We start from the raw sequence: 12,071 nt of genomic DNA, 5'->3' as shown, positions 1-12,071 counted from the left end.
GCTATCTTCTACTTGCCGGCGGCTTGCGGCGCCGCCAGCGTGCGCTGGAAGAATGCCACCACTTCCGCGTTGAATTGCTGATGAAAACGCTCCCGCGAGAAGCCTTCGCCCTCGGCGCAAATCTCAGGTACTCGCGCTGCCTGCGCGGCGGTGCAGGGGGCGAGGAAATCGTAATGGCCTGCGCCGGCAACTTCGTGGTACTCGGGTGGGGCGACGCTCGCCTGGCGCACTGCATCGGCAAAGTAGGGCTTGGGCAAGATACGGTCCTCATCGGCGCGCCAGAGCTGCAGTGGCACCCTGACACGCGCCAAGCCGTCCGGGGCGAAGACGTACCCAAGCGCCGGCGCTGCAACCACCGCCGACTTGATTCGTTTGTCCCAGCCCGTGTCGGCCGCCCGCGGTGCCGTCGGAGGCTGTGATGTATCGGCATGCTCGCGCAGGTATTTGCAGCTCCATTCCTCCGGATGCGCCTGGCAGTGTGGCCCCACCTTGCCCAGATCGGCCTGTCCGCCAATCGCTGCCAGGGCGGTGAAGCCACCGGCGGAAAAGCCGAAGATGCCGATTCGCTCAGCATCGATGCGTGCATGCGCGGGCCACAGCGCCAGCATGTAGTTCAGCACGGCCCGGATCTGCAGCGGCCGTTCGGCGATGCGCGCCACGCGGCTCAGGTCCTGGTAGTTGTCTCCAGTGTGGGTCAGCGCCGCCACCACGAAACCTGCCTGTGCCAATGCTTGGGCCGTGTCGCGGTGGCTGCTGAGACTGCCGCCTGTGCCATGCGATATCAGGATCAGGGGCAACTGCGTGCCGGCTACCGGCGCGTCGGCGGCAACGTCTTGCTCGAATGACCCAAGCGTATGTGCGGCAGTTGTGGCGTTGGTGGGATACCAGACACCGACCTCCAGCGGCACGTCGTTGCTGACGGGGACGCTAAGCCGCGTAAAGCCTATCGCGGCATGGGCGCTGCCGGCACCCAGGGTCAGCAGCAGGGCCAGGGCAAGGCAGCCGCACAGGGTTGGTATCAGGCGGGCAGGCAAGACAGGTCGGCAGGCGTGTCGCATGTTTTCGGGTCGCATGGCGTGGTATCCGGTGAAAGCCGGGCGTGGTATGGCCCGTGTCCGACAGGACTGACGGGGGCGAGCGATCTGGCCTGCCTGCTTCAGCCGAGAGGGGGAGAGGCAGGCAGGCGCACCGGCAAAAGCAATTCCGTCTCGCATAGCGCGGGCGCGGTACCGGGTTCGCTGCGATACAGCTCCAAGGCCGGCCGGTGGTCCGGTTCGTGGCCGCTGGCGGGAAGCCATGCCGAGAACAAGATCTCCCAGGTGGCATTGATCAGGGTATAGGGTCCGCGCAGGATGAAGCTGGCATAGCGGCCACCGGCAACGGTCATCTCCGTCAGCCCGGCCGCGTCGACCGCCAGTGCCCCTTGGGTGTCGGCATGGTCCGGGCGGATCAGTGCGGCGAAGTAGCTGAAGTCGGCTTCGCTTTCGGGGTCGCCCTGGCAGACGCCCGCCAGGCTTGCGGGAGCCCGCCCGTGCCATCCGGCGCGTGTCGCGAGTGCCGCCAGGCGCCGGAACGTATGGGGAATCATGGACAACGGGCCCTGATGGTGCAGGCCGAGCAATGGCATCGGCGGCAGTTCCCGCAAGCGCACGGCGCCCGCCCCGGCACCATGGTCCTGGCTCAGCCTTTGCAGCTCGCTCGGACTCAGCGAGGTGAACTCGCGGAAGGCGCGTGCGAAGGATTGCGCGCTGCCGTAGCCAACTGCTCCGGCAATCTCCACCACGGGGCGATTCGAGCCGACCAGCAGGCTGGCCGCATGATGCAGGCGGATCCGGCGGATGGTGTCCGCCAGCGCTTCGCCGGTAACGGCGCGATAGACCCGGTGGAAATGGTAGGGAGAGAAGGCCGCCAGTGCGGCCAGGCTGTCGAGCCGGTGCTCGGCGGCGGGATCGGCCGCGATGGCCTCGACCACGCGTGCAATGCGCTGGCGGTAGCTGGCTTCGGTGGAGGCTTTCATGCCCTCTGGTGTCCTGAGCGAAGTTGGCCGCGAATATCCGTGAACGATTCGCGAATCAGGACGCAATACTAGCGCGCCGGCGCGGACGACGCTGCGCGCGGATTGCTGCTTTTGCTCCGGTGCAGCCCACCACAGGAGGTGGGCCTGAGCGCGGCGGTTCCCAGCGTGGGCTGCTGGCGCGAGGCTCGGGCGTGGCGACGCCGCTGGGACGCTTGAGATACAGCCACTTAGGGTGGGACCGCGAACAACGAGGCTCGGTGTCTGACGGCGTAACGACCTCAGCGGACCTCGCGCGCCGACGCCCATAGGCCACTCGCACCCACGCCGGCATACCAGGCTTCAAACTGCGATCGCCACTGTTCGAACGGCTCGCCCAGCGGATGCCTTGGGTCGCCGCTCAACGCATACGCCATGCCTTCGATCAGCCAACCGGGTTGCGTCGCCACGGCGATATTGCCCAGCATCTCTGCCTGCCGATGGTGAATCAGCTCGTGCGCAACATAAAACGCCTGCCACCCCCGCGGGGCTACCACGGTGCCGAAGTTCCCGATCGCTTCCGCTGCACGCCGCCCTAGCCCGAAGGTATCGGCGCATGCCTGCGTCGAACAGAACACCACACGCGGCGATTGCCGGAAGGGGCCAACCGCGCTGGCCGCCTTCGCATACCCCTCCCGGTACAGCGCTTGCGCGTCGGCGAGCCTGGCCAGGTCGTCGATGCAGATGTCCGGGAGCGGGCAGGCGACGCCGGGCATCAGCGTGGGAGCGACCACGCGCAATGGCTTGATAAAGGCAAGCGTGGTTGCCGGCAGCGCAGCGCAGGTCAGGGTGACGGCGAGCAACAGGTGTTTGAACTTCATGGGTCGATGCAGAAGAGCCAGGCGTGGCTACTACGTCCGTTGATAGGTTGAATGTCTGCGCTCGGCCCGATCGCGGCCGTCAGCGTCCGGCCATACTATACCGCCGTCCATCGCTGCCTATTCGAAGGCGACAGGCGAACGCCCGGCAGTTCGGCAGGCATTGAGGGTCGAAACGACTGAACAGGTGGGCCAGGCCCCGGCCACATCAGGTGCGATGGATCGACACGCCTCCGTCAACCAGCAGCGCTGCGCCGGTCATGAATGACGAGGCGCCGGACGCCAAGTAGAGGACCGATTGCGCAAGCTCCTCCGGTGTCGCGATGCGTTTGAGAGCATGTAGTCCTGCCACATGCGCCATGGCTTCGGGCGTCGCACTCATTGTGCGCCCCATGGGCGTGTCGACTCCACCAGGAAGGATGGCATTGACGCGAATGGCTTTCGGTCCAAACTCCGCGGCGAGGGATTGTGTCAACCCGATCAATCCTGCCTTGCTGGCGGCGTAGGCTGCGACGCCGGGGAAGCCGACGGTGTAGCCAACAAACGTTGAAGTGAAGATGAGGCTTCCGGCGCCGCGAAGCGCCATCGCGGGGATCTGATACTTCGCGCCAAAGAACGCGCTGGTGAGGTTGGTGTCAATGGTCTCGCTCCAACCCGTCGCCGAGACGCCCGGTGTAGGGCCCATTTCGCCGAGTGTCCCCGCGTTGTTGAACGCGATGTCCAATCCGCCGAAACGGTCAACCGCCGTCTGAACGAGAGTCCGTGCATAGGCCTCGTCTCTGACGTCGCCTGCGACGTATGCAGCCGTTCCGCCGTTTCCGGTGATTTCCCTCACAAGGTCTTCCAGCTCAGCCTTGCGGCGAGCGGCAACGACCACCGCTGCGCCCTCACGAGCGAAAAGTAGCGCGGTCGCGCGCCCAATCCCGGAACTGGCGCCGGTGACGATGGCGACTTTGTTTGCAAGCGCATTCATTGTGCTTTCCGATGTTCAAATTGATCAGCCGTCAGTCTGCTCGCCTATCGAGGCGCAAGAACTCCGTTTCTTGGCATTGAATTGCGGCGAAATTGCAAGACCCAGGCGATCAGCGCGGTGAATACCCCTTCCACGTTCAGCAGCAGGGAAGCCGACGCCGCGCTGGTGCTGGCCAGGCCGGTCATCAGCAGGGCCGGCCCGGCCACGCCGCCGGCCAGGATGGCACCCAGCAGCCATGGCGTCTCCTGGCGCGGCACGGTGAGCGGGCTTGCTGCGGCGCCGCTCCTGCTGCGCCGCATCGCGAGCAGGATGCCAAGCCCCAGCCCGCTGCCCAGGTAAAGCAGGCCGGCCAGCAGCAACGGCGGGATCGACCCGGCCAGGGCCTTTGCAAGTGGCGTACTTGCCCCAAACAGCAGGGCGGCGGCCAGGGCGGGGGCGGCGGTTCGGATGGCCATGGGCAAGGCAGCAAGGCGTGGCAATGCCGTATTGTCGCGCCACGGCCTGGTGGCGGGGGATGCGATATATTTCAGCCTTGGACGCCATGCAGGGCATGGCGGTTGCCACTTTGGAATGCTATGAAAACCCCCTCGCAATACGTGGGCGGCTGGCTGATCTGCGCGGCTGCGCTGCTGATGCTGCCAGGCTGCGCCATCCTGCAACCGGTACAGGAAGGCCAGAAACTGATCGGCTCGCCGGAAAGCGCGGTGCGCGCGACCTTCGGTGCGCCCACCAATATCTACCGGCTGGCCGACGGTTCCGTGCGCTGGATCTACTCCAAGCAACCGCTGGGCTATGAGGCCTACGCGGCCGATTTCGATGCCGGCGGAAAACTCACGAACTTCCGGCAGATGCTGGTCACTGCCGAGATCTACCAGGCCAAGGTCGATAGCTGGACCAAGCGCGACGTGGAAGAGCATTTCGGCAAGCCGCTCGAGCCGGTGCAGTACTACCCGCTGTTGCAGCGCGACGTCTGGTCCTATCGCTTCCGCCAGGACGGCAACCTGTCCTCGCTGTTCAATTGCTACTTCGACAAGCAGGGCATCCTGCGGCAGGTGCAGATCACCCTGGATCCGCTGGGTGGGGATTCCAGCAGGGCGCCCTGACGCCCTGATGCGCGCCGGCTTGGCCTGCAATCCATGCTTCGCCACAAGCTGAAACGTTTTCCCGCAGTGCGCGCCCACAATGGCGGCGAGCCCTTTCGGAGAGAACGCCATGCCAGCCCTGCCCAGCGCGGATGCACGCGCCAACCACGCCCAAGGCGCCAGCGGTCGCGCCCTGGACATGGCCTTGCTGCTGGCTTTGTCCACGCTCTGGGGCGCGTCTTACACATTCATCCGGCTTGGCGTGGCCACGATTCCCCCGGTCACGCTGATTGCGGCCAGGACGTTGATCGCCGGTGCGCTGCTGGTGGCGTGGATGGCGGCAAGCGGCATGCAGATCCCGCGTGGCGCGGCAGTCTGGCGCCGCTTTGCGGTGCAGGCCATGCTCAACAGCGTCGTGCCGTTCACGCTCATTGCGTGGGCCGAGCAATCGGTCCCGGCGGGGCTGGCGACGATCCTGAATTCTGCGTCGCCGGTGATCGCCGTACTGGGCACGTGGCTGGTCACGCGCCATGAGCCCATCACGGCGCGCAAGCTGTTCGGCGTGGTGGCGGGGCTTGCGGGCATCTGCCTGATCGTCGGCACCAGCGTGCTGGGCGGGCTTGGGCAGCAACTGCTTGCGCAACTGGCCATCGTTGCCGCGACCGTCTGCTACGCCGGCGCGGCCATCTACGGGCGCTCGTTCAAGGACCTGCCCGCCGCCGCGCCTGCCGCGGGCTCGATGATCGTCGGGGCGGCGGTGCTGGTGCCGGCAAGCCTGGCCATCGACCGGCCCTGGACGCTGCATCCGTCGCTGTCATCGCTTGCGGCGCTGCTGGCGTTATCCGTGTTCTCGACCGCGCTGGCCTTTGTCATCTACTTTCGCCTGATACGTACGCTGGGGCCGGTGGGCACCACGGCGCAAGCTTATCTGCGCGTGCCGATCGGCGTGGCCATCGGCATCGTGTTTCTCGGGGAATCGCTGGCCGCGGGGGCGTGGGCCGGCCTGGCGTGTGTCGTCGCGGGCGTGGCCGCCATGACGATGCCAGTGCGGCACCGGCCAGTCCGGCAAGGGGAATAGGCCGCGGCCGAGGTAGATCGTGGTTCGCGCCAGCCAGGCACTTCGCCCGGCACGCTTGCCGCAACATTGAACGCTTCACCATTTCGTGATGGTCAAGGCTGACGCCGCTCACACGTACATGCTTCGCACCCCCATGCTTGAGCCTGCCTTGGGGCGCCCGGCGCTGCCGATGGCATCCGGGCCGCCGGTCCTTGGCTCAGAACCCGGCCTTGTGCACCGGGCCATCCCAGCCATCGAGGTACTTGGGCAGGGCGTCGTCGACTTCCACCACGCGATGGCGATAGAACAGGTGCATGGCCGGCTGCAGCGCATCCGGCAGCGCGCCGCCGCAGGCCCGCGCGAAGAGGGTGTTCGGGATCACCGACATGCCCAGCCGGTTGATGCCAAAGAGCGTCTCGCCGCACTGCGGGCAAAACTGGCGCTGGAGCTGCCGGGTCGCATGGTGATAGGTGGCCAGGTGCTGCGCGCCGCGCGCCACCACCACGTTGGCCGGCTCCCAGGCCGTGGCGGCGAACACCGGCGTGGCATAGAAATCCCGGCAGGCCTGGCAATGGCAATTGGCTTTCGCCACCGGTTCCCCGGCAATGCGCAGCTGCACCTGGCCGCAAAGGCACTCCAACGTAGCGGGAATCTGCATTGGCGTTGTCTCCTGTTGTTTGTGTTGCCTGAATGGCGGAGTGCATTCTACTTGGCCGCGATGCAGGCTGCAGGGCGTGCCCTCCGGGCGCCTATCCTGCCACGGCTGCATCCAGCATGGCGCCGAACAACCCGATCAGCAGCGCGATGGCCGAGGCGATGAACCAGCGCACCGTCTTGCGGTACTCGGGCACCTGGTCGTCCTCCACCCGCAGCGAGCGGAACAGGGCGATGATCTGCAGGCACACCGCCGCCACCAGCGAGGTGGCGGCGAACAACGCCTGGACGCTCCAGTGGCCAGGGCTCTCGAAGCCCCAGAAGCGCCAGAACGCCAGCGAGAAGCCCAGCAGGACCGTGATGGCGGTGATGATGCCTTGCCGGTAGCCGGCCGGCACGACCTGCGGCGGCGCGCCTACCGCCTTGGGGGCGGGCGGTGGCGGGGCCGCGGGATCAGGACCGGGATCGGCTGGAGAGGCGGTCATGGGCTGTCCTCCTGATCGGTGCCGCAAGGCCATGGAAGTGATGCAACGAGTATAGGCACTGGCCGGGCACGGGTGGCGGCGCGAACGCTCCCGCCTGGCTTTGGTATCCGGCCCTTTGTATCCGGCCTTTGTATCCGACCATCCGTGGCCGTCATCCACCCTCTGCGGGCATTACAATGCGGCTTCAAAGCCGCCGCGTTGCCCGCAAGGCTGGCCGGCCTGTTTCTTTGCCCACGCTTGATCTCCTACCTCCTTATGTCCTCGCTTCCCCCCTCAGGCAATCGCATCTGGCTCGACGGCGCAGCCGGCAGCATCGAAGCCCTGACCGATGCGCCGCAAGGCCCGATCCGCGCGATCGCCGTCGTGGCGCACCCGCATCCGCTGCTGGGCGGCAGCGCGGAACACAAGATCCCGGTGGCGCTGGCCAGGATCTTCCAGGCGCGCGGTTTCCTAGCCGTGCGGCCGAATTTCCGGGGCGTGGGCGGCACGCAAGGCAGCCACGATGCGGGAGAGGGTGAGACGGACGATGTGCTTGCCGTGGTCCGGCAGGTCCAGGCAGCGCACCCGGGCCTGCCGCTGGCGCTGGCGGGATTCTCGTTCGGCGCCTATGTGCAGACGCGCGTGGCGCAGCGCTTGGCTCAAAGCGGCGAGCCTGTCGCGCACCTGATCCTGGCCGGCATGCCGGCCGGGCCGGCGGCCGGCGGGCGCACCTACGACACGCCCGCGGTGCCGGCAGATGCTTTTGTCATCCATGGCGAGAACGACGCCAATGTGCCGCTGCAAGCGGTGTTCGACTGGGCGCGCCCGCAGGAGCTGCCGGTCGTGGTGGTGCCCGGCGCCAACCATTTTTTCACCGGCAAGCTGCCGGTGTTCCAGCGCGCCGTGGCGGAGTACCTGGATACCCGGCAGCGAATCGCCGGGGCCGCCAGCTAAAAATGCTCTTAAAGCGCGTCAATCCATGGCCGCATGCGCCACGGCATCGTCGTCGACGTGGCGCGTGGGCTTGATCAGCAGGATGAGCGGCACCACCAGCAGCGTGGCAAGGAACATGACCTTGAAATCGTTGAGGTAGGCGATCATCGCGGCCTGCTGGTTGATCGACTGGTTGAGCATGGCCAGGTCATAGCGCGAGCCGCTGGCCAGCAGGGATTGCAGGGCCGGGTTGTACACGCTCACATTGGCCGCCAGGTCGGCGTGGGCCACCTGCGTGTTGCGCGTCATCAAGGTCTGGATCACGGAGATGCCGATGCTGCTGCCGATATTGCGCATCAGGCTGTAGGTGGCCGTACCATCCGCGCGCAACGCCGGCGCGAGCGTGGAAAACGTCAGCGCGCTCAGCGGCACGAACACCAGCCCCAGGCCAAAGCCCTGGATGATGCCGGGCCACACGATATCGGAGACCGACAGCACCACGGTGTACTGCATCATCTGCCACAGCGCGAAAGCGGAAATCAGGAAACCCGCAAACAGCAGCACGCGCGCGTCGATCCGCTTGAGCAGGCGTCCGGCCAGCAGCATGGAGAGCATGGTGCCGGCGCCGCTTGGCGCGGTAACCAGCCCGGTGGTGGCCACCGGATAGCCCATCAGGTTTTGCAGCATCGGCGGCAGCAAGGCGCGGGTGGCGTACATGACCGCGCCGATCACGAAGATAAAGCAGGCGCCGGTGGCAAAGTTGCGGTCCTTGAGCAACTGGTACCGGAAGAATGACCTGGGCCCGGCCGTGGCGGTGTGCGCCAGGAAATACAGGAAGCTGACCCCCGCCAGGATGGCCTCGATGCGGATTTCCAGCGAGCCGAACCAGTCGAGCTGTTCGCCGCGGTCGAGCATGGCCTGGAACGCGCCGATGGCCAGGCCAAGCGTGATGAAGCCGAACGCATCGAACTTTACGGCTCGCGCTGGCGCCCGGTTGGGCAGGAAGGACAGCACGCCGAACAACGCGAATGCACCAATCGGCACATTGATGAAAAATACCCATCGCCAGTTGTAGCTATCGGTCAGCCAGCCGCCCAGCGTCGGCCCCAGGATGGGCCCCACCATCACGCCCATGCCCCACACCGCCATCGCCTGTCCCTGCTTCTGGCGGGGGTTGATATCCAGCAGGATGGATTGCGACAGCGGCACCAGCGACGCCCCGAAAATGCCCTGCAGCAGCCGCGACGCCACGATCTGCGCCAGCGTGTCGGACATCCCGCAGAACGCCGAGGCAATGGTGAAACCGGTGATCGAGATGGCCAGCAGCCGCTTGACGCTGAGCCGGTCGGACAGCCAGCCGGTGAGCGGCGTGGCGATCGCGGCAGCGACGATGTACGAGGTCAGCACCCAGGTGATCTCGTCCTGCGACGCCGACAGGCTGCCTTGCATGTGCGGCAGCGCCACGTTGGCGATGGTGCTGTCGAGCGTCTGGATCAGGGTCGCGGCCATGATCGCGATGGTGATCATGGGCCGGTTGAGCGGCATTTCTACGCGCGCGGCTACCGCTTCGGAAGACATGGTTTGAACAACCTGGAGGGGTTTGGTTAGATGATAAGCATGCTTATTATAAGGTCGCGCCAAAGCATGGCAAGCCGCTTCTTGCGGGCGTGGCGGCGCGCGCGAGGGAGATCTTTGTACAATCGCGCCATGGAAACGAAACTGGAAAAGCGCTTTGGCTTCCTGGTCTCGGACGTTGGCCGCCTCAACGGCAAGCGGTTCGACGAACTGGCCAAGTCGTCCCTTGACCTCACCCGGGCGCAATGCCGTGCGCTCGCCTATCTGTCGCACTATGGTGAAGTCAACCAGGTACGGCTGGCCGAGTTGCTGGAAGTCGCGCCGATTTCGGCGGGACGCCTGCTTGACCGCATGGAAGAGGGCGGCTGGATTGAGCGCGTGCTCAACCCGGAAGACCGCCGCGAGCGCGTGGTGCGCATGACGCCCAAGGCGCAAAGCGCGCTGGACAAGGCCCGGCGGGTTGGCGACGAGGTTGCCGCGGAGGCGCTGGCCGGCCTCAGCGAGCCGGAACGGGAGCAACTGATCGGCCTGCTTCAGCGCGTGCGGCAAAACCTGGGCACGATCGTCGATCGTTGAAGGCGGGCAGCACGCCCAGCCAAAACCCCCGAAATTTTCTATCCTGGCGCCTCAGACCAGCCGAGCCACGTCCTCCACAGCGTTATCCAGTTGCAGCTTCAGCAGCTTGAGCAAGCAATACAAGCCGTAAGCCTCCTCCGTCTTCTCGCTGTGCAGCTCCGCCAGTTGCAGCAGGCTATCCATCCCGGCGCTGACGCTTTGCAACTCCGCGCAACCGTTGGCGATGCGTTCGCGCAGCGCGCGATCCAGCGTTTCGATCCGGTCGATCAGTGCGGATACGAGGGGCTGCGCCTCGGCATTGGCGGGACGCGTCATGCCGATCAGCTCGGCGATGAGATCGCCTTGCTTGCTGATGGCGGGGTGGGGGGCGGAGGGACTGCCGCCGCGCGTGATCGAATTGGGGCCGGCTCGGGCGCTAGGATGCATGCAAGCTCCTGAAAGAAGGGGAGGCGACGTGGGCAAGACCAGGCCGCCTTCAACGCGAGCGTGGCGGACGCGTAAAAGCATACTGCTTCCGCGCTCGCTTACCCTTAAGAAATTTCTGGATTTGCGGGCCGGCGCGCGCCTTTGTGCTCAGTGCAAGGGCTCGTCCGCCTGGCGGGGGCGCCCATGTTCGAGCGGGTGGGTGCTGGTGAAGCGCAGCCTTGCCATCTGCTCGGCCGCATCCGACAGCAAAGCGCTCGCGTTGGCCATGGCCTGCTCGACAGTGATCGGGCCGGGCGCCAGGGAAAAGCAACCCGTGAAATGGGCCCCGAGCGCCGGCAGCGCGGCGGGGTCGATGGCGCCGGACAGCAGTGAGGCGGGCACCCCGCAGGCATGCGCGCGCTGGCAGGCGATCAACGGCGCCTTGCCGCTTAGCGTCTGCACATCGCTGCGCCCCTCGCCGGTGATCAGCCAGTCGGCGCCCGCCAGCGCGCCATCGAGGTCTACGCAGTCCGCCACGATGTCGGCGCCCGGGCGCATCTGCGCGCCAAGCATCAGCAAGGCGTAGCCGAGGCCGCCCGCGGCTCCCGCGCCTGCCGCGTTGCTGGCGCGGCGCCCGAGCGCCGGCTCCAGCAAGCTCGCGTAGTCGGCGAGCACGGCATCGATGGCATCCACATCCTGCGCTTGCACGCCCTTTTGCGGGCCGAACACGGCAGTGGCGCCGTGCGGCCCGGTCAGCGGGTTGGTGACATCGCACATCGCGACCAGCCTGGTGGCGGCCAGCCGCGGGTCGAGCTGGCTGGCATCGATTGCCGCCAGTTGGGGCAACGCGGCGGGCGTGGGCGGGATGTCGCGGCCCTGCGCATCCAGCAAGCGCAGCCCCAGGCCATGCAGCAGGCCGGCGCCGCCATCGTTCGTGCTGCTGCCGCCAAGGCCGACGAAGATCTCGCGCATGCCCAGGTCGAGCAGGGCCTTGATGGCATCGCCGAGGCCGGTCGTCGAGCGCTGCGCCACGGGGCATGCCATGCCCGCCGGATCGGTGATGCCGACGATTTCCGCGGACTCGATCACGGCGCGGTCGCCCGCGAGCAGCGCTACCGTGGCGATGCGCGGGGCACCATCCGCGCCGCGCACCTCGATGCCGGCGCGCTGGCCGCCGGCGGCCAGCATTGCGTCGATGGTGCCTTCGCCGCCGTCCGCCATCGGGCGTTGCCGGATCGTCGCGCCGGGCAGCGCGCGCCGGATCCCGGCGGCGATGGCGGCGGCGACCTGGTCGGCCGCAAGGGAGCCCTTGAATGAGTCGGGGGCAATGACAATGATGGGATCGGGAAGGCTAGGCATAAGGCGAGGCGGGGTGAACGGCGCTCACCGCAGGGCAAACGCCATACGGAGGAAAGGGGAGCAGCGGGGAAAGGCCATGGGGCGGCAGCGGGTGCCGCCCCATGCCAAAGACTGCCGGCTAA

13 protein-coding genes and 1 pseudogene are annotated in these 12,071 nt (G+C 66.7%); 4 read left to right on the top strand and 10 right to left on the bottom strand.

The window, feature by feature from the left end:
* Window positions 1-8: 8 nt before the first annotated feature.
* The 5 genes and pseudogenes from F7R26_RS33285 to F7R26_RS33265 all read right to left on the bottom strand — a co-directional run.
* Entirely contained in the window at window positions 9-1,073 is a 1,065-nt protein-coding gene (locus F7R26_RS33285; protein ID WP_206702542.1) for an alpha/beta hydrolase family protein, read from the bottom strand.
* An 83-nt stretch (window positions 1,074-1,156) separates the two neighbouring features.
* Complete coding sequence (locus tag F7R26_RS33280) at window positions 1,157-2,017, bottom strand: AraC family transcriptional regulator (protein WP_150990421.1); 861 nt, start codon at window positions 2,015-2,017, stop codon at window positions 1,157-1,159.
* A gap of 278 nt (window positions 2,018-2,295) precedes the next feature.
* Window positions 2,296-2,874 carry a hypothetical protein gene (locus tag F7R26_RS33275; RefSeq protein ID WP_150990423.1) on the bottom strand — a complete coding sequence of 193 codons (579 nt, stop codon included), beginning with the start codon at window positions 2,872-2,874 and terminating at the stop codon, window positions 2,296-2,298.
* Between the two features lie 205 nt (window positions 2,875-3,079).
* Complete coding sequence (locus F7R26_RS33270; RefSeq protein WP_150990425.1) at window positions 3,080-3,844, bottom strand: SDR family oxidoreductase; 765 nt, start codon at window positions 3,842-3,844, stop codon at window positions 3,080-3,082.
* A 77-nt stretch (window positions 3,845-3,921) separates the two neighbouring features.
* Window positions 3,922-4,299: pseudogene (locus F7R26_RS33265) on the bottom strand (EamA family transporter); the annotation flags it as partial.
* 120 nt (window positions 4,300-4,419) lie between these two features.
* On the opposite strand from F7R26_RS33265, the gene F7R26_RS33260 reads away from it, so the two are divergent.
* Both F7R26_RS33260 and F7R26_RS33255 read left to right on the top strand, forming a co-directional pair.
* A complete protein-coding gene (locus F7R26_RS33260) occupies window positions 4,420-4,947 on the top strand; it encodes a hypothetical protein (protein ID WP_193692202.1) in 528 nt (175 codons plus the stop codon).
* Between the two features lie 109 nt (window positions 4,948-5,056).
* Entirely contained in the window at window positions 5,057-6,004 is a 948-nt protein-coding gene (locus tag F7R26_RS33255; protein ID WP_150990428.1) for a DMT family transporter, read from the top strand.
* A 196-nt stretch (window positions 6,005-6,200) separates the two neighbouring features.
* Here F7R26_RS33255 and F7R26_RS33250 read toward each other — a convergent pair whose 3' ends face one another.
* Both F7R26_RS33250 and F7R26_RS33245 read right to left on the bottom strand, forming a co-directional pair.
* Window positions 6,201-6,641: a GFA family protein gene (locus F7R26_RS33250; RefSeq protein WP_150990430.1), complete on the bottom strand. Its 441-nt coding sequence runs from the start codon at window positions 6,639-6,641 to the stop codon at window positions 6,201-6,203.
* A 91-nt stretch (window positions 6,642-6,732) separates the two neighbouring features.
* Window positions 6,733-7,122 carry a hypothetical protein gene (locus F7R26_RS33245; protein WP_241754627.1) on the bottom strand — a complete coding sequence of 130 codons (390 nt, stop codon included), beginning with the start codon at window positions 7,120-7,122 and terminating at the stop codon, window positions 6,733-6,735.
* 255 nt (window positions 7,123-7,377) lie between these two features.
* On the opposite strand from F7R26_RS33245, the gene F7R26_RS33240 reads away from it, so the two are divergent.
* A complete protein-coding gene (locus tag F7R26_RS33240) occupies window positions 7,378-8,055 on the top strand; it encodes an alpha/beta hydrolase (protein ID WP_150990433.1) in 678 nt (225 codons plus the stop codon).
* Window positions 8,056-8,073: 18 nt separating this feature from the next.
* Here the strand turns inward: F7R26_RS33240 and F7R26_RS33235 are convergent, their stop codons facing one another.
* Window positions 8,074-9,612, bottom strand: a complete 1,539-nt coding sequence (locus F7R26_RS33235) for a DHA2 family efflux MFS transporter permease subunit (protein ID WP_150990435.1) — start codon at window positions 9,610-9,612, stop codon at window positions 8,074-8,076.
* A gap of 129 nt (window positions 9,613-9,741) precedes the next feature.
* Between F7R26_RS33235 and F7R26_RS33230 the strand changes: the two genes are divergently transcribed.
* Window positions 9,742-10,185 (top strand): MarR family winged helix-turn-helix transcriptional regulator, encoded by a 444-nt coding sequence (locus F7R26_RS33230; RefSeq protein ID WP_150990437.1) that lies wholly within the window; start codon window positions 9,742-9,744, stop codon window positions 10,183-10,185.
* A gap of 51 nt (window positions 10,186-10,236) precedes the next feature.
* On the opposite strand, the gene F7R26_RS33225 is transcribed toward F7R26_RS33230, so the two are convergent.
* Window positions 10,237-10,611 carry a DUF1484 family protein gene (locus F7R26_RS33225; protein ID WP_170301961.1) on the bottom strand — a complete coding sequence of 125 codons (375 nt, stop codon included), beginning with the start codon at window positions 10,609-10,611 and terminating at the stop codon, window positions 10,237-10,239.
* A gap of 147 nt (window positions 10,612-10,758) precedes the next feature.
* A complete protein-coding gene (locus F7R26_RS33220) occupies window positions 10,759-11,949 on the bottom strand; it encodes a glycerate kinase (RefSeq protein WP_150990441.1) in 1,191 nt (396 codons plus the stop codon).
* Between the last annotated feature and the right edge of the window lie 122 nt (window positions 11,950-12,071).

Source organism: Cupriavidus basilensis, assembly GCF_008801925.2.
Taxonomy (GTDB): Bacteria; Pseudomonadota; Gammaproteobacteria; order Burkholderiales; family Burkholderiaceae; genus Cupriavidus; species Cupriavidus basilensis.
This window is presented reverse-complemented; position numbering and strand designations above follow the sequence as displayed.